Origin of the sequence: Pseudomonas sp. BMW13 (assembly GCF_013357275.1) — a bacterium.
GTDB classification, from domain to species: domain Bacteria; phylum Pseudomonadota; class Gammaproteobacteria; order Pseudomonadales; family Pseudomonadaceae; genus Aquipseudomonas; species Aquipseudomonas khazarica.
In genome coordinates this window covers 190693-214608 of the sequence record NZ_SUKD01000005.1, presented here as the reverse complement: position 1 = coordinate 214608, position 23916 = coordinate 190693, and the positions used below count along the sequence as shown (strand labels likewise).

26 protein-coding genes and 3 tRNA genes are annotated in these 23916 nt (G+C 62.4%); 19 read left to right on the top strand and 10 right to left on the bottom strand.

All coding sequences use genetic code 11. The features are described from left to right. The first annotated feature begins 102 nt into the window (after positions 1-102). A complete protein-coding gene (locus E4487_RS06115; RefSeq protein ID WP_175252925.1) occupies positions 103-1053 on the top strand; it encodes a GlxA family transcriptional regulator in 951 nt (316 codons plus the stop codon). A gap of 326 nt (positions 1054-1379) precedes the next feature. On the opposite strand, the gene E4487_RS06110 is transcribed toward E4487_RS06115, so the two are convergent. The 3 genes from E4487_RS06110 to E4487_RS06100 form a co-directional block, all read right to left on the bottom strand. After that, positions 1380-2030, bottom strand: a complete 651-nt coding sequence (locus E4487_RS06110) for a nitroreductase family protein (protein ID WP_175252924.1) — start codon at positions 2028-2030, stop codon at positions 1380-1382. Positions 2031-2282: 252 nt separating this feature from the next. Next, on the bottom strand, positions 2283-2555 hold the full coding sequence (gene grxC, locus E4487_RS06105; protein WP_175252923.1) for a glutaredoxin 3: 273 nt from the start codon (positions 2553-2555) through the stop codon (positions 2283-2285). Positions 2556-2559: 4 nt separating this feature from the next. Continuing rightward, the gene (locus tag E4487_RS06100) at positions 2560-3090 is read right to left on the bottom strand and encodes a carboxymuconolactone decarboxylase family protein (RefSeq protein ID WP_175252922.1); all 531 of its coding nucleotides are present in this window, start codon (positions 3088-3090) and stop codon (positions 2560-2562) included. A 129-nt stretch (positions 3091-3219) separates the two neighbouring features. Between E4487_RS06100 and E4487_RS06095 the strand changes: the two genes are divergently transcribed. Continuing rightward, complete coding sequence (locus tag E4487_RS06095; protein ID WP_175252921.1) at positions 3220-4047, top strand: AraC family transcriptional regulator; 828 nt, start codon at positions 3220-3222, stop codon at positions 4045-4047. Between the two features lie 75 nt (positions 4048-4122). Here E4487_RS06095 and bkdR read toward each other — a convergent pair whose 3' ends face one another. Continuing rightward, complete coding sequence (bkdR, locus tag E4487_RS06090) at positions 4123-4608, bottom strand: Bkd operon transcriptional regulator BkdR (protein WP_175252920.1); 486 nt, start codon at positions 4606-4608, stop codon at positions 4123-4125. 138 nt (positions 4609-4746) lie between these two features. On the opposite strand from bkdR, the gene E4487_RS06085 reads away from it, so the two are divergent. The 17 genes from E4487_RS06085 (at position 4747) to E4487_RS06005 (ending at position 20223) form a co-directional block, all read left to right on the top strand. Next, the gene (locus E4487_RS06085) at positions 4747-5703 is read left to right on the top strand and encodes a DMT family transporter (RefSeq protein ID WP_175252919.1); all 957 of its coding nucleotides are present in this window, start codon (positions 4747-4749) and stop codon (positions 5701-5703) included. A gap of 307 nt (positions 5704-6010) precedes the next feature. Further along, positions 6011-8002 carry a conjugal transfer protein TraG gene (locus tag E4487_RS06080; RefSeq protein ID WP_175252918.1) on the top strand — a complete coding sequence of 664 codons (1992 nt, stop codon included), beginning with the start codon at positions 6011-6013 and terminating at the stop codon, positions 8000-8002. Next, complete coding sequence (locus E4487_RS06075) at positions 7999-8433, top strand: CopG family transcriptional regulator (protein WP_175252917.1); 435 nt, start codon at positions 7999-8001, stop codon at positions 8431-8433. Before E4487_RS06080 ends, E4487_RS06075 begins: the two co-directional genes overlap by 4 nt. A 59-nt stretch (positions 8434-8492) precedes the next feature. Further along, positions 8493-9461: a P-type conjugative transfer ATPase TrbB gene (trbB, locus tag E4487_RS06070; RefSeq protein WP_175252956.1), complete on the top strand. Its 969-nt coding sequence runs from the start codon at positions 8493-8495 to the stop codon at positions 9459-9461. Continuing rightward, positions 9433-9774 (top strand): TrbC/VirB2 family protein, encoded by a 342-nt coding sequence (locus E4487_RS06065; protein ID WP_175252916.1) that lies wholly within the window; start codon positions 9433-9435, stop codon positions 9772-9774. The genes trbB and E4487_RS06065 overlap by 29 nt, the downstream gene beginning before the upstream one ends. Continuing rightward, the gene (locus E4487_RS06060; RefSeq protein ID WP_088193690.1) at positions 9771-10043 is read left to right on the top strand and encodes a VirB3 family type IV secretion system protein; all 273 of its coding nucleotides are present in this window, start codon (positions 9771-9773) and stop codon (positions 10041-10043) included. The genes E4487_RS06065 and E4487_RS06060 overlap by 4 nt, the downstream gene beginning before the upstream one ends. A 10-nt stretch (positions 10044-10053) precedes the next feature. Next, positions 10054-12483 (top strand): conjugal transfer protein TrbE, encoded by a 2430-nt coding sequence (gene trbE / locus E4487_RS06055; RefSeq protein WP_175252915.1) that lies wholly within the window; start codon positions 10054-10056, stop codon positions 12481-12483. Further along, on the top strand, positions 12480-13214 hold the full coding sequence (gene trbJ, locus E4487_RS06050; RefSeq protein WP_175252914.1) for a P-type conjugative transfer protein TrbJ: 735 nt from the start codon (positions 12480-12482) through the stop codon (positions 13212-13214). The genes trbE and trbJ overlap by 4 nt, the downstream gene beginning before the upstream one ends. Before the next feature lie 12 nt (positions 13215-13226). Next, on the top strand, positions 13227-13412 hold the full coding sequence (locus E4487_RS06045; protein WP_175252913.1) for a hypothetical protein: 186 nt from the start codon (positions 13227-13229) through the stop codon (positions 13410-13412). Further along, positions 13409-14566 carry a P-type conjugative transfer protein TrbL gene (gene trbL / locus E4487_RS06040; RefSeq protein ID WP_175252912.1) on the top strand — a complete coding sequence of 386 codons (1158 nt, stop codon included), beginning with the start codon at positions 13409-13411 and terminating at the stop codon, positions 14564-14566. The genes E4487_RS06045 and trbL overlap by 4 nt, the downstream gene beginning before the upstream one ends. A gap of 15 nt (positions 14567-14581) precedes the next feature. Next, positions 14582-15289 (top strand): conjugal transfer protein TrbF, encoded by a 708-nt coding sequence (trbF, locus tag E4487_RS06035; protein WP_175252911.1) that lies wholly within the window; start codon positions 14582-14584, stop codon positions 15287-15289. Next, the gene (gene trbG, locus E4487_RS06030) at positions 15286-16272 is read left to right on the top strand and encodes a P-type conjugative transfer protein TrbG (protein ID WP_175252910.1); all 987 of its coding nucleotides are present in this window, start codon (positions 15286-15288) and stop codon (positions 16270-16272) included. The genes trbF and trbG overlap by 4 nt, the downstream gene beginning before the upstream one ends. Positions 16273-16274: 2 nt before the next feature. Next, positions 16275-17540, top strand: a complete 1266-nt coding sequence (locus E4487_RS06025) for a TrbI/VirB10 family protein (protein ID WP_175252909.1) — start codon at positions 16275-16277, stop codon at positions 17538-17540. Beyond that, entirely contained in the window at positions 17537-17755 is a 219-nt protein-coding gene (locus tag E4487_RS06020) for a DUF2274 domain-containing protein (protein ID WP_175252908.1), read from the top strand. Before E4487_RS06025 ends, E4487_RS06020 begins: the two co-directional genes overlap by 4 nt. A gap of 61 nt (positions 17756-17816) precedes the next feature. Further along, the gene (locus E4487_RS06015) at positions 17817-18539 is read left to right on the top strand and encodes a zeta toxin family protein (protein ID WP_175252907.1); all 723 of its coding nucleotides are present in this window, start codon (positions 17817-17819) and stop codon (positions 18537-18539) included. Between the two features lie 415 nt (positions 18540-18954). Next, the gene (locus E4487_RS06010; protein ID WP_373921504.1) at positions 18955-19191 is read left to right on the top strand and encodes a DUF4224 domain-containing protein; all 237 of its coding nucleotides are present in this window, start codon (positions 18955-18957) and stop codon (positions 19189-19191) included. Next, positions 19192-20223 carry a tyrosine-type recombinase/integrase gene (locus E4487_RS06005; RefSeq protein WP_175252905.1) on the top strand — a complete coding sequence of 344 codons (1032 nt, stop codon included), beginning with the start codon at positions 19192-19194 and terminating at the stop codon, positions 20221-20223. A gap of 70 nt (positions 20224-20293) precedes the next feature. On the opposite strand, the gene E4487_RS06000 is transcribed toward E4487_RS06005, so the two are convergent. The 6 genes from E4487_RS06000 to uvrY form a co-directional block, all read right to left on the bottom strand. Continuing rightward, positions 20294-20380: transfer RNA gene (locus E4487_RS06000), tRNA-Leu, on the bottom strand. A gap of 120 nt (positions 20381-20500) precedes the next feature. Then, positions 20501-20574, bottom strand: a tRNA-Cys gene (locus E4487_RS05995). A gap of 38 nt (positions 20575-20612) precedes the next feature. Beyond that, a tRNA-Gly gene (locus E4487_RS05990) sits at positions 20613-20688 on the bottom strand. A 67-nt stretch (positions 20689-20755) separates the two neighbouring features. Next, positions 20756-21316, bottom strand: a complete 561-nt coding sequence (gene pgsA / locus E4487_RS05985) for a CDP-diacylglycerol--glycerol-3-phosphate 3-phosphatidyltransferase (protein ID WP_037056661.1) — start codon at positions 21314-21316, stop codon at positions 20756-20758. A gap of 33 nt (positions 21317-21349) precedes the next feature. Then, a complete protein-coding gene (uvrC, locus tag E4487_RS05980; RefSeq protein ID WP_150609563.1) occupies positions 21350-23173 on the bottom strand; it encodes an excinuclease ABC subunit UvrC in 1824 nt (607 codons plus the stop codon). A 3-nt stretch (positions 23174-23176) separates the two neighbouring features. Continuing rightward, entirely contained in the window at positions 23177-23821 is a 645-nt protein-coding gene (gene uvrY / locus E4487_RS05975; RefSeq protein WP_037056669.1) for a UvrY/SirA/GacA family response regulator transcription factor, read from the bottom strand. Positions 23822-23916: the final 95 nt, after the last annotated feature.

The window sequence follows — 23916 nt, the reverse complement described above, 5'->3', positions numbered from 1 at the left end:
GTGAGCTCCAGGGTGCGTTGTTCAGGTGGAGCCATCATGCCGGGGCTAGCCAATGTCGCAAATGACGTTTATGTTCGTGTTTTAGGACATAGAGGATTCGTCATGCATCGCATCGGTTATCTATTGGCCGACGGCTTCCAGATCATGTCGCTCGCCACCCAGACAGTGTTCGAGTTCGCGAACGTGGTGGCTGGCGAGCCGTTTTATCTGATCGAAAATTTCTCGGCGTCAGGCCAGCCGGTTCGCTCGTCGCTGGGTATCTCTATCGAAACCCGAGCCTTCCAGGCGCCCGGCCATGCCGACACCTGGATGGTCGTGGGCGTCAATGATCCGCTGAACAACCCGCCCGACCCGGACGTGCTGGCCTTCGTCCGGCTGGCCGGCGCCCAGGCGCGTCGCACAGCCGGCGTGTGCACGGGAGGGTTCGTCCTCGCTCAGGCCGGGTTACTGGACGGCAAACGGGCAACCACGCACTGGGCGTATGCGCGCGAGATGCAAAGCCGCCACCCGGCGATCCATGTCGAAGAGGACCGCATTTACATCATTGATGGCTCGGTCTGGACGTCTGCCGGCATGACGGCGGGGCTCGACCTGGCCCTTGGCATGGTGGAAAAGGACCTCGGTGCCGAGGCGGCGCGGTCCGTCGCGCACAAGCTGGTGATGCACCAGCGTCGCTCCGGCGGCCAGTCGCAGCACTCGGAAATGCTGGCGCTGGCACCGAAGTCCGATCGCATTCAACAGGCGCTGAATTTTGCTCGGCAGAACCTCAATCGACCGCTGAGCGTCGAGGATCTGGCCGAGCACGTGCACCTCAGCCCAAGGCAGTTCACCCGCGTGTTCACGGCCGAAACCGGCCAGTCCCCTGCCAAGGCGATCGAAAGCCTGCGCCTGGAAGCGGCGCGGCTAATGGTCGAGCAAAGCCGCCATAGCTTGGAGACCATCGCCCGTGAAACGGGCTTCCGCGACCGGCGCCATCTACGCGAAGCCTTCGTCCGCGGCTTCGGTGTGCCGCCTCAGGCCGTCAGGCGAGATGTACGGAATATGCCGGCTTGACCCGGCAAACCCAGTCAAACGCCGGTTTCTGCAGCTAACGGGAAGGTCGTTAGCTGGGCCCGCAAATTGCTTCGAATGCCCGCTGACACTTCGCTTATGTCAGACAAGGTAAGGCCATCATGAACAGCAGTGATAAAGAATCGGAGAGTTCACCCGCCTTCTGGCGGACTCAAGAGATGTTGCTGTTCAGCAGGTAACGACGCTCTTACTGAAGCCTGTCGGCTGAATACGGCCTGGGCTCACGGTGTTTACACCCTACCCCGGTAAAGCAACTCCGCTGCTATATCAGCGCTGCACACCCATCTGCCAGGCCCGTCCCCCCGCCATCAGCGAAACATGAATATTTGCTCAGTGGGCAAGCGCGACTTTCCAGGACCGTCTCCGATTTCACGACTGCGATAGCCCAACGCGACCAGGAGCACGCCGGTCAGCCCTTGTTGTGGCAATTGAAAGGCTGCATCGACCGAGGCCTGATCAAAATGCTCCATGGGTACGGCGTCAATGGCCAGCGCCGCCGCGCGGGAGATCAGAGAACCAAGAGCGAGATATACGTGCTTCTCCATCCAATGAGCCAGATCCTTGCGCTCATAACGGTGCAGGTTGATTCGACGTGCACGGGCGTGATGCTGAGCGATCTGAGCGCTGTTGTCTGAAAAGCGACCCTCCGCAGCCTCCTGCGCCAGTAAGGCCTGGAGGTGCGCGTCACTGATGTCGGAAAGTCTGCAGAGCAATATGAAGTGAGAGGCATCGAGCAGCTCGAGATCCTTATTGGCATCGACCTGTTTGGCTGCACCGGCAAGCTGCGCTTTGGTTGCGGCGCTTTCGGCAATCAAGAAACGCCAGGGTTGAAGATTGGTTGGGGATGGACAATAGCGAAGCGCATCGAGTAGTTCATTGAGAACTGGCCGCTCGATTGTCCTATTTGGATCAAATTTCCGTATTGAATAGTGCGGTCGAGCCATTGCCAGTGAAGTCATGCGGGACCTCTGAGGTGCTAGTTGGTGTAGGTCTAAGCACCGCTATGATCCCGGCAAGGTTAGACAGGGATAAAGCGCACCGCTGAACAATGACTTTCACCGATAGTGTGAAAATGGTGACCTGCCAGCAGCGCATTACGGAGGAATGATTCAGCCAGGTTCAGTTCGAGACACATACATCAGGCCGATCTGAACCTACTGAACGAGGGGTTCGAGGCGGCGCGCCGACCTGGCGACAGCCGCCCACCCGTCTCATACACCCGATACGCTATTGGATCGGATATCTGCCACTTTAAGGCCGCCAATCCTGTCGAAGGCCACCAAGTCATCAAAGCCTCCGACATGGTTACCCTCGATATAGATCTGCGGCACCGTACGCCGGCCGGTCCGGGCGATCAGCGCGGCGCGCTGCTCGGGGCTGGCTCCGATATCGATCTCGGTGACGTTAACCCCTCGGCGGGATAGCAGCGCCTTGGCCTGGATGCAGTAAGGGCAGCCGCTAGTGGTATAAAGCGTGGCGTTCATGCTTTTACTCCTCGGTAAGCGGCTGTACTGCCGGAAAGTCGACGTCTGTCTGGGCAACATTGTTGAGGTAGTTGGTCAGTGTCATCAGGGCAATCTGCGCCACGATGTCGACTATCTGCGCGTCGCTCAGCCCCGCCGCCCGCGCCTCGGCCAATTGTTCGTCGCTGACCTGCCCGCGGCTTTCCGTCACCTGCCGGGCGAATGTCGCAACCGTGTCCAGGCTGCCGCGCCGAGCCTGCTCGATAGCTGTATCGTCGAGGCCCGCCTTGCGGCCGAACAGGGAATGTGCGGCGAGGCAGTAGTCGCAACCGTTCACCTCCGAAGTCGCCAGCGCAACGGTCTCGCGTTGGCGCACGCTGAGGGAGTTTTTGCCAAGCGCTTGGGAGAGCGCTAGGTAGCCGCCCAGGGCAGCCGGCGCGTGAGCCAGGGTACGAAAGGCATTAGGCACACTGCCAAGGCTTTTCTGAATGCCAGACAACAACGAGCGCGCGGCATCAGGGGCATGTTCGATCGATACAGGGGTAATGCGGCTCATGGTGGTTCTCCTGAGTTCGGGTGGCTGGGCCTGTGCGCCAGCCTCGAGCCCATGATCTGCAAAAGAACTTCTCAAATGGCAGCTGTTAGTCGAACATATGCTGCAGATCGTCCAAACCTGTGAGGTCACATGGACCGCTTGTCCGCTCTGCTTACCCATTTCCGCCTGCACGCCACCACCTATTACAGCGGCGGCCTGTGCGGCACGGCCGAATACGATGGCCAGGATCGGCAGGGCCATCTGCACCTTCTGCGCGCCGGGCGGGTGCGTATCCAGGCGGAACGGGTAAAGGTCTACGAGATCGAAGAACCTACGCTGATCCTGTTTCCACGCCCGGCACCGCACGCTCTGGTCGCCGATACTGCCGATCAGGCGGAACTGGTCTGCGCCTCACTGACGTTCGACGGCGGTATCGACAACCCACTGACTCTCGCCTTGCCGTGTCACTTGCTGCTGCCGCTGTCGCAGCTACCGAACCTCGCCGGCAATCTTGAGTGGCTGTTTCAGGAAGCTTTCAATGAGGAGTGCGGGCGATTCGCCGTGCTGAACCGGCTGTTTGAGCTGATGCTCATTCAACTGCTTCGTCATCTGCTGGCGACCCGCAGCCTGTCCACGGGCCTTATGGCCGGCCTTGCTGATCCGCGGCTAGCCCGCGCCCTCACCCTGATGCACGACGCACCGCACCAGGCCTGGTCGGTGGAAACCCTGGCGCAGGCTTGCAACATGTCCCGGGCCGGTTTCGCTGCGCGATTCCATGACATCGTAGGCAGCACACCGGCGGACTACCTGCTTGGCTGGCGGGTGAGCCTGGTTCAAAAGCGCCTGCGGGAGGGTCGGCCGATTGCACTCATCGCCGATGAGGTCGGCTACGAAAGCCCCTCGGCTCTGTCGCGTGCCTTTCGCCGCAAGGTCGGCAAAAGCCCGCGCGAATGGCTCAGCGCGGCACAGGCAAGTTAACGAGCGAGCGCATACTCGCAGCGGGCAGGATCCACCCCATCTGCCAAAGGAGCGATCCCACTTACGGAACCCGCCTCATCCAACGACCAACCCGTTGGGTGGCAACGGCAGCGCCGTCTTGTAGCGCACCTGCTTGAGCGCGAAGCTCGAGCGAATGTTCGCGACGCCGGGAATCTTGGTCAGGTGATCGAGGATGAAGCGCTCCAGCGCCTGGATGTCAGGCACCAGCACGCGGAGCAGGTAATCGGCGTCCCCTGTCATCAAATAGCATTCCATCACCTCCGGGCGTTCGGCGATGGCAGTCTCGAAACGCGCCAGCGCATCGACTACCTGCTTCTCCAGGCTGACGTGAATGAATACGTTGACGTTGAGCCCCAGCAGCTCAGGAGCCAGCAGAGTGACCTGCTGACGAATCAGCCCCAGCTCCTCCATGGCCTTGACCCGGTTGAAGCATGGCGTTGATGAAAGATTCACTGCACGTGCCAGCTCAGCATTCGTGACACGGGCATCCTCTTGCAGTCGGTTGAGGATGCCGATGTCGGTCCGATCCAGTTTACGCACGTCGAATATTCTCCAAAAACTAAATACAACAGAATATTTTCCTGCAAATTAGAAATCATCCAGGCCATTTAGGAAAGCTTCTCCGCTTCTGCCCCCTTAGGCTGTTCCCAACTCGAATAGCGATTGGAGGCCACGGTGATGACCTGCCCGCACAGCCTGACTACCGAAGCACGAAACACTCCGTTATCCAGCCGTACCTTATTGACGCCTCGACTCAAGGGCATGGTGCTGTTGCTCATGGCGATTCTGGTGTGGGGCATGAACTGGCCGGTGATGAAGGCAGGACTTGGTCACGTCACACCCGTCTGGTTCTCAGCCAGCCGCTTCGCATTGGGCGCCTTGTGCCTCTTCCTCCTGCAACTGCTGACCGGCACCCTCTATCGACCCAGCCGAGGCGACGTGCCGCTCCTGCTTAGCGTCGGGCTCCTGCAGATGCTCGCCTTCACATTGCTCGGCGCGCTGGCCATGACCGAGATTCCGGCGGGCCGCTCGGCCGTACTCGCCTACACCACCCCGCTGTGGGTGACGCCACTGGCAGTGCTCGTCTTTCGTGAGCGGCTGGCCCCTCGTCAACTCCTAGGCGCCGCCCTCGGCATGTTCGGCGTAGCCGTCTTGTTCAATCCGCTGGCGCTTGACTGGAACAATGCGAACCTGGTGCGCGCCAACCTGATGTTGCTCATCGCCTCGGCCTGCTGGGCGCTGTGCATCCTGCATCTGCGCTACGCCAAGGTTCGCGCCACGGCCTACCAGCTCGCCCCCTGGCAGATGCTCGTCGCTACGGTTCCTTTGCTGGCACTCGCGCGAATCGTTGAAGGGCCGTTCACAGGCGATGGCTCGGTGGCGTTCTGGCAGATCATTCTGTTCGTCGGCCCGCTGGCTACTGCCTTCTGCTTCTGCGCCGTCAACGCTGCGAGCATGTGGTTGCCCGCGACCAGCATGTCGCTGGCCATGCTGGGCGTACCCCTGGTGGGCTTGATGAGTTCGGTGTTCTGGCTCGATGAGACATTGAGCGCCAGTTTCATAGCAGGGGTACTTGCGATTTCCGCGGGCATTCTCCTTGCCACCGTTAAGACACGAGCCAGGCATACAAAGTGAATCTGTCGTCCCATCAAGGCGGCTTGCTTGCCTAAGCAGTGGCTGCTTTCGGCCCAGAGTGTGTAAAAACCTTTCGGGTTACTGGTGAGTAAGCCCACGGCTCCCGGTCGTTGCGATAGTTGGGCCGGTAGCTGCCTGTTGAACTCCGCGTCCCCCTCCTTACGTCACCTCACGAAATTAAAACTGTTGCCAGCCCAATCTTAATACCCATCGAATCGGTCTTTGACCCCTTTTCGTCCTGCACTCAACCTCTCGCCCACGGCACATTGGCGTGCCGTGCGTTTTGCCTGGGAGGTTGGGTTCAGGGATGCAAGCGGCGACAGTGCTGTATGGCCAGGTGCTGGCAGTGTTGACCATTACCCTCTCCGGGGTATGGAGTGCCACGCAGTGGACGGCTGCTGCGCTCGGTTACCAGGCTCGCCTTGGCGCGCCCTGGTTCGAGTTGCTGGGCACTTCGGTGTATCCCCCCTGGAGTCTGTTCGAGTGGTGGTTCGTCTTCGACGCCTATGCGCCGGACGTCTTCAACGTCGGCGGCAGCATCGCCGCCTGCAGCAGTCTGCTGGCGTTGGTGGTGGCCATCGGGATGGCAATCTGGCGAGCGCGCCAGGCACGCCGCGTCACCACCTACGGCTCGGCGCGCTGGGCCGATGCGGATGAGGTGCGCAAGGCTGGCCTGACCCAGCCCGCGGGAGTGTTCCTCGGCCAGTTCGATGGGCAGTACCTGCGCCACGAAGGCCCTGAGCATGTGCTGACCTTCGCGCCGACGCGCTCAGGCAAGGGTGTCGGACTGGTAGTCCCCACCCTGCTCTCCTGGCCTTCCTCGGCGGTCATCCACGACATCAAGGGCGAGAACTGGAGCCTGACCGCAGGCTGGCGTTCACGGTTTTCCCACTGCCTGCTATTTAACCCCACAGACCTGGCCTCGGCAGCCTATAACCCGCTGCTGGAAGTGCGTCGCGGTGCCCACGAGGTACGCGACGTGCAGAACATCGCCGACATCCTGGTCGACCCGGAAGGCGCGCTGGAGCGGCGCAACCACTGGGAGAAGACCAGCCATGCGCTGCTGGTCGGCGCCATCCTGCACGTGCTCTACGCCGGCCAGGACAAGACCCTGCGCGGTGTCGCCAACTTCCTCTCCGATCCGGCCTGCACCTTCGAGCTGACCCTGCATCGGATGATGACCACGCCGCACCTGGGCGATGCACCGCATCCAGTGGTGGCCTCGGCCGCGCGGGAAGTGCTGAACAAGAGCGACAACGAGCGTTCGGGCGTGCTGTCCACGGCCATGTCCTTCCTCGGCCTGTATCGCGACCCGACCGTGGCCGAGGTCACCTCGCGCTGCGACTGGCGCATCGCCGACCTGATCTCGGCCGAGCATCCGGTGTCGCTGTACCTGGTCGTACCGCCCTCGGATATCAGCCGCACCAAGCCGCTGATCCGCCTGATCCTCAACCAGGTCGGCCGGCGCTTGACCGAGTCGCTCGACGGCTCCGACGGCATCGAGCGCCGGCACAAGCTGCTGCTGATGCTCGATGAGTTTCCGGCATTGGGGCGGCTGGATTTCTTCGAGACGGCGCTGGCCTTCATGGCCGGCTATGGGCTGCGCGCCTTCCTGATCTCGCAATCACTGAACCAGATCGACAAGGCCTACGGCCAGAACCACTCGATCCTCGATAACTGCCATGTGCGGGTGACCTTCGCCACCAACGACGAACGTACTGCCAAGCGCATCTCCGAGACTCTCGGCACTGCCACCGAGCTGCGCGCGCAGCGCAACTATGCCGGCCACCGTCTGGCGCCCTGGCTGGGGCATTTGATGGTGTCGCGCCAGGAAACCGCCCGCCCGCTGCTGACCCCGGGCGAGGTGATGCAGTTGCCCAGCGACGAGGCCGTGGTGATGCTCTCAGGGCTCGCGCCGATCCGCGCCAAGAAGCTGCGCTACTTCACCGACACCAACTTCCAGAGCCGAGTACTGCCAGCGCCGCACTTGCAGCCGGGCCGCTACGCCGATGCACCGGCGCCACGGGCGGACGACTGGAGCGGCCTGGCCGTGCCTGAGGCCGTTGACGCTTCAGCGGCCGACCTGAGCGACGGCGAGGCCATCGAGGACGGCGGTCCACGCCGTCAGCCCGAGCTAGCAGAGCTCGCCCAATTGCCGGATCACGACGAGTTGACCAGCGACCTGCTGCTGCTCGACGAGGACGACATTCCCGCCCCCTTCCCCACCCAGCCGGACCCACGCCTGCAACGCGTGGCGCGGCTGGCCGCCCTCGACCCTGACGATGGAATAGCCCTATGAGCCGAGCCCGCCTCAACCTATTTATCCAACCCGAGCATGCCAAGCGCCTGAACGAATTGGCGATCACCAAAGGCGTGTCGAAGTCCTCAATCATCGCTGCGGCGTTAGCCTCCTGGCTTTCACCCGAGTCTGGCGAGCAGCGCGAGGTGGCCATGGCCAAGCGCCTGGACCGGCTATCGCGCCAGTTCGAGCGGCTGGAGCGCGACCAGAACATCCTGATCGAGACCGTGGCGCTCTATGTGCGCTACTACCTCACGGTGAGCACGCCTGTACCCGAGGCTCACCAAGAAGCAGCACGCGCGCAGGGCAAGCTGCGCTTCAGCCAGTTCGTCGAGCAACTGGGGCGCCACCTGCAGCGCGGACGCAGCCTGGTCAGAGACATACACGAAGAGGTTCAGGCAGAGGCCCAGGTCTCGGGAGAGCGTCCATGACTGTCGCATCCTCCCCTGTGCTGAGTGCAACGGCAGCTTCTCTGGATCGGCGCACGCGCATGCTGCGCACGGCGATGGGCCCGCTGATCGCTGCCGCCCTGGATGACCCGGACGTGGTCGAGGTGATGCTCAACCCCGATGGAGTGCTTTGGCTGGATCGCCTGTCAGTCGGCCGCGCCCGGTTGGGCACGCTAGCGGCTGGCGACGGTGAACGGATCATCCGCCTGGTGGCAGCGCATGTCGGCCAGGAGGTACATCGCAACAAGCCGCTACTGAGCGCCGAGCTGCCAGAGACTGGCGAGCGCTTCGAGGGTGTACTGCCGCCAGTGGTGGCCGGGCCGACCTTCGCTCTGCGCAAACGCGCCGCCGGCGTCATCCCGCTTCAGCAGTACGTGGCCGACGGCATCCTCAGTGCCGCGCAGGCAGAGCACCTTCGCGTGGCCGTGCGTGAGCGGCAGAACATCCTGGTGGCCGGCGGCACCAGCAGCGGCAAGACCACTCTAGCCAACGCGCTGCTGGCCGAGGTGGCCGGCAGTGGTGATCGCGTGCTGGTGCTGGAGGACACGGTCGAACTGCAGTGTCCGGCCCTCGATAACGTCGCTCTGCGCACCAAGCCCGGCGTGGTGTCCATGGCTGACTTGGTGCGCAGCACGCTGCGCCTGCGCCCCGACCGTGTGATGGTCGGCGAGGTGCGCGGCGGTGAGGCGCTGGATCTGGTCAAGGCCTGGGGCACCGGCCATCCCGGCGGCATCGCCACCCTTCATGCCGGCTCCGCGCAGGGTGCGCTGCTGCGCCTGGAGCAACTGATCCTGGAGGTCGCCCTGACCGCGCCGCGGGCGTTGATCGCCGAGGCGGTCAACCTGGTGGTGTTTCTCGCCGGGCGTGGCCGCACGCGCTATGTCCAGCAGATCGCCCGCGTCACCGGCTATGACGAGCGCGGCTATCAACTCACGTCCATCGCCCCAGCATTCATTCCTTCACTGACTCAGGAAAACAGCCATGACTGCCTGCCATCCCTGCGTTGCTAATCGTCGTCGCTTCATCGACGCCTTGATGCTCGGCGCCCTATGCCTGGGCGCTTCCCTGCCCGTGCTCGCCGCCGGCTCCGGCATGCCCTGGGAGGGACCGCTGCAATCGATCCTCGACTCGGTACAGGGTCCGGTGGCGCGCATCATCGCGGTGATCATCATCATTACCACCGGCCTGACGCTGGCCTTCGGCGATACCAGTGGCGGCTTTCGCAAGCTGATCCAGATCGTCTTTGGCCTGTCGATCGCCTTCGCCGCATCGTCGTTCTTCCTCAGCTTCTTCAGCTTTACCGGCGGGGCGGTGATCGCATGAACGGCGAGCGCGAACTCATCCCCGGTTTCGAGGTGCCACTGCACCGCTCGCTGGCCGAGCCGATTCTGCTCGGTGGCGCCCCGCGCAACGTGGCGATACTCAACGGCACTCTGGCGGCAGTGGTCGGCCTGGGCCTGCAACTCTGGCTGCCGGGCCTTGCGCTCTGGCTGATCGGTCATTCGTTGGCGGTGTGGGGCGCCCGCCTGGACCCGCAGTTCCTGCAGGTCTTCGCCCGCCACATCAAGCAGCCGTCGCTGCTGGATGTGTGAGGAGGCCGCCATGCTGAACCTCACCGAATACCAGCGCCGCCCCGCCCAGCTCGCCGACTGGCTGCCCTGGGCCGGCCTGGTCGCGTCCGGCGTCGTGTTGAACAAGGACGGTTCGCTCCAGCGCAGCTTGCGCTTTCGCGGGCCGGACCTGGACAGCGCCACCCAGGGCGAGCTGGTGGCCACCTCGGCGCGCCTGAACAATGCCCTGCGCCGCCTTGGCTCGGGCTGGGCGCTGTTTATCGAGGCTGAGCGCCTAGCGGCAGCCAACTACCCTGACAGCGACTTTCCTGAACCCTTGTCCTGGCTGGTGGACGAGGAGCGCCGCGCCGCCTTCGAGGCCCAGGGCAGTCACTTCGAGAGCAGCTATCACCTGACGCTGCTCTACCTGCCACCGGAAGAGTCACGCTCGCGCGCCGCAGGCCTGCTCTACGAGCACCGGCCGCAGTGCGGCGTCGACTGGCGCGAACGACTGACTGCCTTTGTCGCTGAGACGGATCGTTTCTTCGACCTGCTGGACGGGGTGATGCCGGAGCTCGCCTGGCTCGATGACAGCCAGACGCTGACTTACCTGCATGCCACGATTTCGCCCCATCGCCAGCGGATGGCTGTACCCGAAGTGCCCTTCCACCTCGATACCCTGCTTGCCGACAGCCCCCTGAGCACTGGCCTGGCGCCACGTCTCGGTGAGCAGCATCTGCGCACGCTGTCGGTACGTGGCTTCCCCACCTCAACGTGGCCAGGCGTGCTGGACGACCTTAACTGTCTGGGCTTCGCCTATCGCTGGTCGACCCGTTTTATCTGCCTGGAGAAGGACGAGGCCGAGAAGGAACTGGTGCGCCTGCGCCGGCAGTGGTTTGCCAAGCGCAAGGGTGTCCTGGCGCTGCTGCGCGAAGCGATCTTCCAGCAGGAAAGCCCACTGCTCGACAGCGATGCGGCGAACAAGGCCAGCGATGCCGACGCGGCGCTGCAGGAGCTTGGCGCCGACCAGGTCGCCTTCGGCTATGTGACAGCCACCGTGACAGTGAGCGATGCCGATGCCCAGGTCGCCGACGAGAAGCTGCGCCGGGTAGAGCGGGTGGTCCAGGGCCGCGGCTTCGTCACCATCGCCGAGAGTCTCAACGCGGTGGAGGCGTGGCTGTCGTCGATCCCCGGCAACGCCTACGCCAACGTCCGCCAGCCGCTGATCTCCACGCTCAATCTGGCGCACCTGATGCCGGTCTCGGCAGTCTGGGCCGGCCCGGCACGCAACGAACATCTGAATGGCCCGCCATTGGTGATCACCCGCACCGATGGCGCGACTCCGTTTCGCCTGGTCACCCATGTCGGCGACGTCGGCCACACCCTAGTGGCTGGCCCTACCGGCATGGGCAAATCGGTGTTGCTGGCGACCCTGGCTCTGCAGTTTCGACGCTACCCGGGCGCGCGCCTGTTTCTCTTCGACATGGGCCGTTCGCTGCGCGCAACGGTGCTGGGCCTGGGTGGCGAGCACTACGACCTCAAAGGCGACAGCGACCTGGCTTTCCAGCCTCTGGCGCGCATCAATCAGACGGGATACCGAGCCTGGGCCGCCGAGTGGCTGGAGGCGCGCTTGCTGCAGGAAGGCGTGGCCGTCGGCCCCGAGCAGAAGGCTGCGCTGTGGACGGCGCTAGACAGCCTGGCCGGCGCGCCGGACGTGCAGCGCACACTGACCGGTTTGTCGGTGCTGCTGCAGGACAACGCCCTGCGTCAGGCGCTGCAACCCTACGTACTGGGCGGTGCCCATGGCCCGTTGCTGGATGCCGATCAGGATCGGCTGGGCAGTGCCGACGTGCAGTGCTTCGAGATGGAGGAACTGATGCACAGCAAGGCGGCGGTAGCTGCGGTGCTGAGCTACCTGTTCGCCCGCTTCGAGGAACGTTTCGACGGCGCGCCGACCCTGCTGATCCTCGACGAGGCCTGGCTGTTTCTCGACGACCCGCTGTTCGCCGCGCGCATCCGTCAATGGCTCAAGACCCTGCGCAAGAAGAACGTCAGCGTCATCTTCGCCACCCAGTCGCTGGCCGATATCAAGGACTCCAGCATCGCTGCGGCAATCATCGAGAGCTGCGCCAGCCGCATCTTCCTGCCCAATCCGCAGGCGGGAGAGCCTCAGATCCGAGGCATCTACCAAAGCTTTGGCCTCAACGACCGGCAGATCGAGATCATCGCCCAGGCCACGCCCAAGCGTGATTACTACTACCAGTCGCGCCTGGGCAACCGCCTGTTCGACCTCGACCTGGGGCCGGTGGCGCTGGCCTTCGCCGCCTCGGCCAGCCCGGCCGAGCAGCGCGAGGTCGACCGCATTTTGCAGACGTCCGGCGCCGCCGATTTTGCCCCTGCCTGGTTGCATCACCGCGGCCTGGACTGGGCCGCCGACCTGCTCACCGCTTATCCCTCGTCACGCAAGGAGTGCCTGCCATGAGATCCCCTGTTCACCGTTTCCCCTGCGCCACGCTGCTGGTACTAGGTCTGCTGGCCGTGAAGCCGGCCAACGCTTTCACCGTAATCGATCCGACCAACTTGGTGCAGAACACCCTGACTGCGGTGCGCACCCTGGAAATGGCGAACAACCAGGTTCGCCAGTTACAGAACGAGACCCAGATGCTGCTGAACCAGGCCCGTCACCTACAGCGCCTGGACTACAACGTGGTCAGCCAACTGCGCGCGAGCTTGACCAATACTGAGCGGCTGCTCGCCGAGGCGCGAGGGCTGGCCTACGAAGTGCAGCGCCTGGATCAGGAGTTCAGCCGACTCTACCCGAGCGAGTACACCGGCGACGTCAGCAGCCAACGCCTGGCAGAAGAAGCACGCAAACGCTGGCAACAGGGCCTCGACGGGCTGCATACGGCGCTGCGTGTGCAGGCGCAGGTGACGCAGAACCTGACCGAGGACGAAAGCGCCTTGGCCGCCCTGGTGCAGCAGAGCCAGTCCGCGGGTGGGGCCTTGCAGGCCGCCCAGGCCACCAACCAGCTGCTGGCCCTGCAGGCCAAGCAGTCGATCCAGGCGCAGCAGCTGCAGATCACCCAGAACCGTGCAGTCGCCTTGGAGCTTGCCCGTCAGTCTGCAGCGGCCGAGGAGGCACGCGAACGGCGGCGTCGCTTTATGGGCAACGGCACGCCCTATACCCCCTACCCCGTGCAGTTCTATCGGTAGGGAGGCACCCTCATGAAATTCCTGACACTGCTGCCGCTGCTTGTGCTGGTCGCCTGCGGACAGGACGAAAACGGGGTCATGGCTCGGCAAGACGATGCGGCTGAGCGCTTCTACTCGGGCTGTGCTCGGCCCGGCGAGTTTCTCCGGTCTGCTGATCTACCTGCGATACCGCCAAGCTTCGACGAGGACGTGCAATGAACGACGTCAGCGTGATCGACCGTTTCCTCGAGGTGTTCGGGCTGTATATCGACACCGGCTTCGGCCTGCTCGGCGGTGAGGTGGCCTTTCTCACCATGACCCTGGTGGTGATCGACATGACCCTGGCCGGACTGTTCTGGGCCATGGGCGGTGAGGATGTCAGCGCCAAGCTGATCCGCAAGACCCTCTATGTCGGCGCCTTCGCGTTCATCATCGGCAACTTCAATGCCCTGGCCAAGATCGTCTTCAACTCTTTCGCGGGATTGGGTCTGCTGGCCTCAGGTTCAGGATTGAGTCATGCGGAGTTTCTGCAGCCAGGGCGGCTGGCCGCGATTGGAGTTGATGCCGGAGGGCCGCTGCTTGAGCAGATCAGCAGCCTCAGCGGTTTTCCCGAAGTCTTCAGCAACCTGCACAGCATCCTGGTGTTGTTTCTCGCCTGGCTGGTAGTGATTGTCAGTTTCTTCTTCCTGGCCATTCAGCTGTTCGTGACCTTGGTCGAATTCAAGCTGACCACCCTCGCCGGCTTCGTGCTGGTGCCCTTTGCGCTGTGGAACAAGACTGCCTTTCTCGCCGAGAAGGTGCTGGGCAACGTGGTCGCGTCCGGCATCAAGGTGCTGGTGCTGGCGGTGATCGTCGGCATTGGCAGCGGGCTGTTCGCCGAGTTCCAGGCCGTGCCGGACGAACCCTCCATCGACCATGCACTGGTGGTCATGCTTGCCTCGCTGGCCCTGCTGGGCCTGGGCATCTTCGGGCCGGGTATTGCCACCGGGCTGGTCTCCGGCGCACCGCAACTGGGTGCCGGTGCAGCAGCCGGTACCGCACTCAGCGCGGCGGGTATGGCAGCAGGTGCTGCTGCAGTAGCAACAGGTGTCGGCGGCGCGGTATTGGCCGGCGCGCGTATGGCACCTGGAGCCGCGCGTTTGGCAATAGGCGGCGCTCGCTCTATGGCAGGAGCCTCTTCCGGCGCTGCAGCAAGTGGCGCCCCCGCCGCTTCCGATCCTGCAACTGCTCCAACCAAACAGCCTGACTGGGCCAGGCGCCTGCAGCGCAGGCAACAACTCTCACAGGCCACCAGTACGGTCGCCCACACCCTTCGTGGTGGCGATGGCGGTGGTTCATCACCTGGGCCGCAGATCCGCGACCCATCAAGTTAGTAAAGGAGGACGAAGATGCGATTCAGACGTCCAAGGGTGCGCTACAGCGACACCCCTCAACCTGTCACCCCTTACCAGGCCGCGGCACAGACCTGGGACCTGCGCATGGGCAGCAGCCTGGCGCAGGCACGCAATTGGCGGCTGATGGCCTTCGGTTGCCTGGGTCTGGCGCTGCTGATGGCCGGCGGGCTGGTCTGGCGTTCGGCGCAGTCGACGGTGACGCCCTACGTGGTGGAGGTCGACAACCTCGGCCAGGTGCGTGCCGTCGGCAAAGCCGCCAGCCCCTACCAACCCCAGGATGCGCAGATCGCGCATCACCTGGCGCGCTTTATCCAGCAGGTGCGCTCGCTCTCTATCGATCCGGTGGTGGTGCGGCAGAACTGGCTGGAGGCCTATCACTCCACCACCGACCGCGGCGCGGCAACCCTCAATGATTATGCCCGCGCCAACGATCCCTTCACCCGGGTCGGCAAGGAGTCGGTATCGGTGGAAGTCACCAGCGTGGTGCGTGCCAGCGACAGCTCGTTCCAGGTGCGCTGGATCGAACGCCGCTTCGTGAATGGTTCGGCCGCCGGCCTGGAGCGCTGGACCGCGGTGATCTCGCTGGTACTGCAGCCTCCACGCACCGAGGAAAAGCTGCGCCGCAACCCGCTCGGCATCTACGTCAACGGCCTGTCCTGGAGCCGCGAACTGGACACTACGGAAGGAGCGAAGAAACCATGAAAACGTCCCTACATCTTTCTATCTGCTCTCTGCTGCTGAACGTGCTGGCCGGCTGTGCCAGCCAGCAGCCGCCAATGATCGCGCTGGATGAACCGGTCGAGGCGCAGCGTCTGCCGGAGCCGCCCAAGCCCATCGAGGTAGTGGAAGTCCCCAAGCCCCTGGCCCTGCCCACACAGCTCAAGCCACTGCCGGAAGCTCAGCGCAGCAAGCCGGCCAAGGAGCCGGCCGACGAGCGCGTGCGGGTCTCGCGCGCCAATCGCGAGGCTCGGGTAGCACCGAGCCGGGAAGGCTATATCAACGCCATCCAGATCTGGCCCTACTCCGATGGCGCGTTGTATCAGGTGTACACCAGCCCGGGTCGGGTGACGGCGATTAACCTGCAGCCCGGCGAAGAGTTGATCACTGTGGCCGCCGGCGACACCGTACGCTGGATCGTAGGCGATACCACCAGCGGTAGCGGCGACGAGTTACGCACCAGCGTGCTGATCAAGCCGACGCGGGTCGATCTCAAGACCAACCTGGTGATCACCACCACGCGCCGCACCTATCTGATCGAGCTGATTTCCACCGAGCAGGCCTGGATGGCGTCGGTGTCCTGGAACTATCCGAAGGATCGCATGCTCGCCCTGCAACGCCGTGCCAGTGCCGCTCAGGCCGCGGCGCCAGTGGACGCAGGCTTGGTCTTGGAGCAGTTGCGCTTTCGCTATGCGATCAGCGGCAGCAATCCACCCTGGAAGCCGCTGCGTACCTTCGACGACGGCCAAAAGGTGTATATCCAGTTCCCCGCCGGTATCGCCCAAGGCGAGCTGCCACCGCTGTTCGTAATTGGCCCCGAAGGTGACGGACAGCTGGTCAACTATCGCTTCCGCTCGCCCTACTACATCGTCGACCGCCTGTTCGGCGCGGCCGAGCTACGCCTTGGCGCCGACAAGGGTGACGTGGTGCGGATCGAGCGCACCGACGGCGTGGCACGGAGGCCATGAGCATGACGGCCAAGAACGACAACCAAGCCGCAGCAACCTCGCTATCGCCCAAGGAGGCGCCGGAGTCGCTGGAGCTGCGCGCCAAGCCGCGTCCGGTCACCCGACTCAATCCGCGCATGCTGGCGGTAGTAGTCGGCGGCCTATCGGCTGCGGTACTCGGAGCCATGCTGTGGTCGCTGCAGCCGCAGCAGCGCCGACAGGGCGCCGAGCCGAACGAGCTATACAACGTCGACCGCGTGGCACGCTCCGAGGGACTGGAACAATTACCAGCAGACTACTCGCAGTTGTCGCCTCCACCTGCGCCCGAGGTACCGCAACTGGGGCCGCCGCTGCCTGGCGACTTGGGCGGGGCGATCCTCAGGGCCGAGCAGCAAGCGCAAGGTTATGGATATGGGCCAGATGCCGCCGAAGCTGAGCGCCTGGCACTGCTCAAGGAAGCCGAGGAGGCAGCGCTATCCTCGGTCTTCTTTCAGACCAGCAGCGCGCGGAAATCGAACGTTGCATCCACTGGGAGTGCCCAGCCCGATCCCATGATCCCGGGTATGGCCTCGTCAGGCGCGGTAGCCGCAACTGCAGGAACGCAGACCCAGCAGGAACGGAACGAGGCGTTTCTCAGTAGATCCGTAAACGCACAGATCCGTAATTCAGGATTGCTGCAGATGCCTGAATCGCCCTACCAGGTGATGGCCGGCACCATCATCGCGGCGGCGCTGGTCACCGGTATCAAGTCGGATCTGCCCGGCGACGTAATCGCCACGGTGACCGAGCCGGTCTACGACAGCGCCACCGGCCAGCATGTGCTGATTCCGCAAGGTGCGCGCCTGCTGGGCCGCTACAACAGCCAGGTGAGCTACGGACAAAGCCGCGTGCAGGTGGTGTGGCAGCGAGTGATCCTGCCGGACACCTCGTCCTTCCAACTCGACAATCTGGTCGGTACCGATGCCGCCGGCTATGCCGGTCTCGAGGATGGCGTCGACTGGCATTGGGATCGGATCGTCGCCGGCGCGGCTATGACAAGTCTGCTGGGCATCGGTGCGGAGTTGGCGGCACCGACCAGTCGCACCGATGGCGACCGCATCATCATCGCCGGACGCGACAGCCTGCAAGACGCGGTGAATCAGGTCGGCCAGGAGGTCACCCGCTGTAACCTCGATATCCACCCCACGTTGACCCAGCGCCCTGGCCTACCCCTACGCGTGATCGTAAACCGCGATCTGGTGCTGCGTCCCTATCAGCCCTTCTCCGCTCAAATGAGGAGCCCACAATGAGTACGACCAAGCTGCGCCTCGGCCCGCTGCCGAAAACCGAGAACCTGAAGCTGACCTTCACCTGCCCGGCCAGCCTGAAGGCTGACCTCGAGCGCTACGCGGCGCTTCACTCGCAAACCTATGGCGAAGAGGTCGACGCCCTGACGCTCATCCCGCACATGCTGGAGGCGTTCATGGCGAGGGATCGGGTATTCAGGAAGGCAGCGTCGAGTTGAGGACATGCCGTCGCCACACTGTTAGGCTTCTTCACCAAAGTCGAGAGCACTGCCACGGCCGATGACGGAAGAAGAAGTAGGTATTGAGCAGCGGGCGATTGCCTTCGCCAAGGCAAACAGGACTCGCATCGCCAGAGAAATAGCAGATGTCAGGGTATATCCTGGAGAGGAAACGCCTGTCTCGGTTTTCATGGCAGGCTCCCCTGGTGCGGGTAAGACGGAGGTATCCAAAGCCCTGATTGCAGGCTTCGAAGATGTCGGGGCGAGAGCTCTGCGAATCGACCCAGATGACCTACGTGTCTATTTTCCCGAGTACACAGGTAACAACTCTCGGCTGTTCCAACGAGCCGTGAACAGCATCGTCGAGCGCTTGCATGACCTTGTCCTTGAGCAACGACAGTCATTTTTGCTGGATGGAACGCTTGCTAACGAGCAGGTAGCCAGACGAAACGTCGAGCGTTCCTTGAGACGCAACAGGGACATCACTATCGTCTATGTCTATCAGGATCCCTTGCTTGCCTGGGAGTTTGTGAGAGCCCGAGAGCTCACTGAGGGAAGAAACATCCCGAAGGCCGAATTCATCAGGCAGCTTTTCGCAGCGAAGGAGGTTGTGAAGGTGCTGAAACAGAGCTTTCGCCTGCAACTCAAGGTTGACCTGATCGTCAAAGACACTGACGGCAGTAACCAAGCCGTGGAGCTTAACGTCGGCGCTGACGAAATTGACGCTCTGGTCACCTTTGGATACTCTGCCACTGAGCTTGATCGAATTTTAACCGAGGCCTAATCGATGAAAAGAGTTCATGCGGGCAACCCGAGCCCTCTATCGAGCTTTTTCAGAAGCAATTCTGATGCTGCTAAGCGCGCCGCTTATGGCGCTGCATCTGCTCGTGCCATCGAAAGTCAGCGCAAAGTGCTCGAAGAGGCGAAGAACATTAGAGAGACTCAGGCACTGGCCTGAATAATCGCTGAATCAGCAAGAAGCCGCCTCTCAAAGGCGGTTTTTTTTGGGGGAAAATCCATGGAGCTACCGAGTTTCAGAGCCGATCTTAGTCCCTTCTAATGCTGCAACGTCTCTCGCACCGCCTGACTCATCGAATCTGCCGCTCACTACTCTGCAATCCTCCCCTCCCGGTTGAGGTACACCAGAACGTGCCATATGGTGCCAATAGACACCTTTCACCTATCACACAATCACCGTTATGGTATTGGCGGGATCGCTACTCATGGAAGCAATACAGTTTTTGAGCCACGAGCAAGTCTGTGAGCTGACTGGCGCCAAGATAAGAGCGAAGCAAATCGAGGTCCTACGCAGAAACGGCATACCCCATACGATCAAGGCAAATGGCTGGCCGTGTGTGATTGCGGCCAATCTATTGCCGGTGTCGAAGGTTAGCGTTGCGCAAGAAGTGGCCTGGAGGTCGAGGAAGGCAGGATAGATGGGACGTAGACCGACGAAACCAGGAGCAATACCGAGGCTGCGGGAACGCCGCAAACCGAGTGGCAAGGTTTATTACTATTACGATCTAGGCGGCCGACCGAGAAAAGAGATCCCTCTCGGCAGTGACTACGGCCAAGCCATCATGAAATACGCCGAGCTTGAACGCGACCGCACCGCAACTGACCTGCGCAATAGCGTGATCACCTTTGGGTACGTCGCAGGGAAATACTCAGTCGAAATCATTCCAAACAAGGCTCCCGGCACTCAAACCAAAAATCGACAAGAACTGCGTAACTTACTGGAGTTTTTTGGCGATCCCCCGGCTCCGCTAGAGGCCATCCAGCCCCAGCACGTTCGCCAGTACCTCCGTTGGCGCCAATCTGCTCCCATAAGCGCCAACAGAGAGAAAGCCCTTCTGTCTGCGATTTGGAACTATGCCCGAGAAATGGGCTACACGGCGATGGCCAACCCTTGCTCCGGGGTCAAAGGAAACAAGGAGAAAGGTCGTGATGTATACATCGAAGACTCCCTGTACCAGGCCGTTTACGCAAAAGCAGACCTAGGCCTGCGAGACGCGATGGATCTCGTCTATCTCACAGGTCAGCGCCCTGGTGACACGCTGCGACTAGACGAGCGAGATATCAAAGATGGCTACCTGCATGTCAGACAATCGAAAACAGGGGCAAAGCGCCGTATCGAAGTCGCAGGCGAGTTGTCACCGCTGCTGGATAGAATTAAAGCTAGGAAAGCCACTTACAAGGTACGTTCAACCAAGCTGGTTGTGGCCGAGGATGGCGCACCAATGACGCAAGCAATGCTGCGCTCTCGCTTCGACAAGGCCAGAGAGGCCGCAGGCATTGAAAAAGCAGAGTTCCAACTACGCGATCTGCGGGCTAAGGCAGGAACCGACAAAGCGGAATCCAGCGGCGACATTTTGCAAGCAAGAGACCAGCTAGGCCATACGACAGTGGTTATGACCGAGCACTACATCAGAGATCGTCGAGGGAAAAAAATCACGCCAACACGATAAATTGCGGACCACGGCGCAAATTGCGGACCAAACCATACAGCCGCGAAAACCGTAAGTGTTTGATTTCAAATGGTGCCCGAAGCCGGACTCGAACCGGCACGCCATTACTGGCGAGAGATTTTAAGTCTCCTGCGTCTACCGATTTCGCCATTCGGGCGGTAGCGCTGTGCGAAGGGCTGGACTATATACAGCCCTCCACGTCCTCGCAAGGCACGCAAAAGGTGCCATGGAGAATGAAAAAGGCCTCGTAAATCGTTGATCTACGAGGCCTTTGGATTGGAGGCTGAGGTCGGAATCGAACCGGCGTTCACGGATTTGCAATCCGGTGCATAACCACTCTGCAACTCAGCCTTAAATCAAACGAGCCGCCTTGGCGACTCGTGTAAAACTGGAGCGGGAAACGAGACTCGAACTCGCGACCCCGACCTTGGCAAGGTCGTGCTCTACCAACTGAGCTATTCCCGCTTGTCTTGTCGACGGGCGCCATTCTATAGAATCGAATCGCGACGTCAACCCTTTGATTCAAAAAAACTTATTTCTTTTCCGAGGTGGTGCTGAGGTGCGGCCAGGCGGCCAACAGATACTGCAGCATCGACCACAGAGTCAGCACGGCAGCAATGACCAGCAGCACGTAACCGACGATGACCCAGAAGGTGAACTGTGGCGGGTTGCCGAGCAGGATGACCAACGCCAGCATCTGCGCCGCCGTCTTCCACTTGCCCAGGTTGGACACCGCCACCTGGGCACGGGCACCCAGCTCGGCCATCCATTCACGCAAGGCGGAGACCACGATCTCGCGGCCGATGATGATCGCCGCTGCGAGCGTCAGCCAGAGATTGGAGTGCTCGGCCGCAAGCAGCACCAGCGCGACAGCCACCATCAGCTTGTCCGCGACCGGATCGAGGAAGGCACCGAATGGCGTGCCCTGCTCCCAGCGCCGTGCCAGGTAGCCATCGAGCCAGTCGGTCGCAGCGGCAATCGCGAAAACGCCGCTGGCGGCCCAGTAGCTCCAGGAGAACGGCAAATAGAACAGCAGGATGAAAACCGGGATCAGCGCGACCCGGAGCACGGTAAGCAAGTTGGGGATGTTCATCGGCACAACTAGGCTGCGAGGTGAGCGAGCATTCTACTCGCTGTGCAGGGTCGCATAAATCAACTCAGCGAGCTTTTTACTGATTCCGGGTGCTTTGGCGATTTCTTCGGCGCTGGCGCGCGAGAGCTCCTGCAGACCGCCGAAATGATTGAGCAACTCACGCCGCCGCTTGGGCCCTATACCCGCAACCTCCTCGAGGGTGGAGGTACGCCGGGCCTTGCCGCGGCGCGCACGATGCCCGGTGATGGCGAAACGGTGGGACTCGTCGCGGATCTGCTGGATCAGGTGCAACGCTGGCGAATTGCCGGGCAAGGTGAACTCATGTGCTGCGTCGTTCAGGTACAGCACTTCGAGGCCGGGCTTGCGCGTGGTGCCCTTGGCCACGCCCAGCAGGATCAGGTCGGGCACGGCCAGTTCCTGCAACACCTCACGGGCCATGGCCAGCTGGCCCTTGCCGCCGTCCACCAGCAGCACGTCGGGCAGCTTGCCTTCGCCATCCTTGATCTTGCTGAAGCGCCGGGTCAGCGCCTGGTGCATCGCCGCGTAGTCGTCGCCTGCGGTGACGCCTTCGATATTGAAGCGCCGATAGTCGGATTTCAGCGGGCCCTCGGGGCCGAACACCACGCAGGAAGCGACCGTCGCCTCACCGCTGGAGTGGCTGATGTCGAAGCATTCCATGCGCTGCGGCGGCTCATCCATCTCCAGCACCGTCGCCAGGGCCTCGAAACGCTCGGTCATGTGCTCGCGATTGGCCAGGCGTGCAGCCAGCGCCTGCTCGGCATTGGTAACGGCCAGCTGCTGCCAGCGTGCCCGGGTCGCCCGCACCCGGTGACTGATCGTCAGGCTGCGTCCCCGCAGCGACTCTATCGCCTCGACGAGCGTGGCGAAATCCTCATGCTGCACGTTGACGATCAGCTCGCTCGGCAGGTCGCGTTCCGCATTGCCCAGGTAGTACTGGGCGAGGAAGGCCATCAGCACATCGCCGCCCTCCTCCTCGATGGCTACCTGAGGGAAGAAGTTCTTGCTGCCCAGCACCCGGCCACCGCGAACGCTGATCAGGTGCACGCATGCGCCGCCCGGGTTGAGCATGACCGCAACCACGTCGACATCCCCGGTGCCGCCCTCCATGCTCTGCTGATCCTGCACGCGCCGGAGCATGGCGATCTGGTCACGCAGTTCGGCCGCGCGCTCGAACTCCAGGGCCATGGAGGCTTTTTCCATGCTGACGGACAGCTCCTCGCTCAGGGCATTGCTGCGCCCATCGAGAAACATCACCGAGTGGCGCACGTCCTCTGCATATTCCTCGGGGCTTACCAGGCCCACGCAGGGCCCCTTGCAGCGCTTTATCTGGTACTGCAGGCAGGGACGCGTGCGGTTCTTGTAGTAGCTGTCCTCGCATTGGCGGACGAAAAAGGTCTTCTGCAGCAGGCTGAGACTTTCACGAATGGCCAGCGCACTGGGATAGGGGCCGAAGTAGCGACCCTTGGCCTTCTTCGCGCCACGATGGATGCCCAGGCGCGGGAAGTCGCCATCGGACAGGAATACGTAGGGATAGGACTTATCGTCGCGCAGCAGGATGTTGTAGGGCGGCCGCCATTCCTTGATCAGCGTCTGCTCGAGCAGCAGCGCCTCGGTTTCGTTGGCGGTGATGGTGGTTTCGATCTGCGCGATGCGCGCGACCAGCGCGGCGGTCTTCGGCGCCTGGCCGGTCTTGCGAAAGTAGCTGGCGAGGCGTTTCTTGAGATTCTTCGCCTTGCCCACGTACAGCAGGCGGGCCTCGCCATCGAACATGCGATAGACGCCAGGGCGACCGCTGCAGGTCGCGAGGAACGCACTCGAATCGAACGGAGCGGACATCGGCTAGTTGGCGGCGTCGACCATGCCGTGGCGCACCGCCAGCAGTGCCAACTCGACATCGCTGGTGATGGAGAGCTTCTCGAAGATGCGATACCGATAGGTATTGACGGTCTTCGGCGACAGGCAGAGCTTGTCCGAGATGTTCTGCACCTTATGGCAATTGGCGATCATCAGGGCGATCTGGATCTCGCGCTCGGACAACAGGTCGAACGGCGAGCCATTGCTCTGCGGCTGGAAGGACTTCAGCGCCATTTGCTGGGCGATCTGCGGGTCGATGTAGCGCTGCCCGGCGAACACCAGGCGGATGGCCTGAACCATCTCGTCGAGCGCTGCACCCTTGGTCAGGTAGCCGGCGGCGCCAGCCTGCAGCAGGCGGGTCGGGAACGGATCGTCTTCGCAGACGGTGACGGCGACCACCTTGATATCGGGGTGGCTGCGCATCAGTTTGCGTGTGGCTTCCAGGCCGCCGATGCCAGGCATCTTGACGTCCATCAGCACCACGTCCGGCTTGAGTTCACGAACCTTGAGCAAGGCTTCCTCACCGGTACAGGCCTCACCGACGACTTGCAAGCCGTCGATGTCAGCAAGCATGCGCGTGATACCCGTGCGAACCAGATCGTGATCGTCGACCACCAGCACCTTAATCAATCGCCACCTCGTTGCACCTTGTCAGCCACCGTGCAGCGACGGTGAGGTTGAACTTGCCGGCCACCTTAGCAAAAAAGCCAGGGACTGACCTAGCT

Bases quoted from the DNA above. Each gene is read 5' to 3' on its own strand.
- E4487_RS06115 (WP_175252925.1), top strand. From the start codon at position 103: ATGCATCGCATCGGTTATCTATTGGCCGACGGCTTCCAGATCATGTCG.
- E4487_RS06110 (WP_175252924.1), bottom strand. From the start codon at position 2,030: ATGACTTCACTGGCAATGGCTCGACCGCACTATTCAATACGGAAATTT.
- grxC (WP_175252923.1), bottom strand. From the start codon at position 2,555: ATGAACGCCACGCTTTATACCACTAGCGGCTGCCCTTACTGCATCCAG.
- E4487_RS06100 (WP_175252922.1), bottom strand. From the start codon at position 3,090: ATGAGCCGCATTACCCCTGTATCGATCGAACATGCCCCTGATGCCGCG.
- E4487_RS06095 (WP_175252921.1), top strand. From the start codon at position 3,220: ATGGACCGCTTGTCCGCTCTGCTTACCCATTTCCGCCTGCACGCCACC.
- E4487_RS06085 (WP_175252919.1), top strand. From the start codon at position 4,747: ATGACCTGCCCGCACAGCCTGACTACCGAAGCACGAAACACTCCGTTA.
- E4487_RS06080 (WP_175252918.1), top strand. From the start codon at position 6,011: ATGCAAGCGGCGACAGTGCTGTATGGCCAGGTGCTGGCAGTGTTGACC.
- E4487_RS06075 (WP_175252917.1), top strand. From the start codon at position 7,999: ATGAGCCGAGCCCGCCTCAACCTATTTATCCAACCCGAGCATGCCAAG.
- trbB (WP_175252956.1), top strand. From the start codon at position 8,493: ATGCTGCGCACGGCGATGGGCCCGCTGATCGCTGCCGCCCTGGATGAC.
- E4487_RS06065 (WP_175252916.1), top strand. From the start codon at position 9,433: ATGACTGCCTGCCATCCCTGCGTTGCTAATCGTCGTCGCTTCATCGAC.
- E4487_RS06060 (WP_088193690.1), top strand. From the start codon at position 9,771: ATGAACGGCGAGCGCGAACTCATCCCCGGTTTCGAGGTGCCACTGCAC.
- trbE (WP_175252915.1), top strand. From the start codon at position 10,054: ATGCTGAACCTCACCGAATACCAGCGCCGCCCCGCCCAGCTCGCCGAC.
- trbJ (WP_175252914.1), top strand. From the start codon at position 12,480: ATGAGATCCCCTGTTCACCGTTTCCCCTGCGCCACGCTGCTGGTACTA.
- E4487_RS06045 (WP_175252913.1), top strand. From the start codon at position 13,227: ATGAAATTCCTGACACTGCTGCCGCTGCTTGTGCTGGTCGCCTGCGGA.
- trbL (WP_175252912.1), top strand. From the start codon at position 13,409: ATGAACGACGTCAGCGTGATCGACCGTTTCCTCGAGGTGTTCGGGCTG.
- trbF (WP_175252911.1), top strand. From the start codon at position 14,582: ATGCGATTCAGACGTCCAAGGGTGCGCTACAGCGACACCCCTCAACCT.
- trbG (WP_175252910.1), top strand. From the start codon at position 15,286: ATGAAAACGTCCCTACATCTTTCTATCTGCTCTCTGCTGCTGAACGTG.
- E4487_RS06025 (WP_175252909.1), top strand. From the start codon at position 16,275: ATGACGGCCAAGAACGACAACCAAGCCGCAGCAACCTCGCTATCGCCC.
- E4487_RS06020 (WP_175252908.1), top strand. From the start codon at position 17,537: ATGAGTACGACCAAGCTGCGCCTCGGCCCGCTGCCGAAAACCGAGAAC.
- E4487_RS06015 (WP_175252907.1), top strand. From the start codon at position 17,817: ATGACGGAAGAAGAAGTAGGTATTGAGCAGCGGGCGATTGCCTTCGCC.
- E4487_RS06010 (WP_373921504.1), top strand. From the start codon at position 18,955: ATGGTATTGGCGGGATCGCTACTCATGGAAGCAATACAGTTTTTGAGC.
- E4487_RS06005 (WP_175252905.1), top strand. From the start codon at position 19,192: ATGGGACGTAGACCGACGAAACCAGGAGCAATACCGAGGCTGCGGGAA.
- pgsA (WP_037056661.1), bottom strand. From the start codon at position 21,316: ATGAACATCCCCAACTTGCTTACCGTGCTCCGGGTCGCGCTGATCCCG.
- uvrC (WP_150609563.1), bottom strand. From the start codon at position 23,173: ATGTCCGCTCCGTTCGATTCGAGTGCGTTCCTCGCGACCTGCAGCGGT.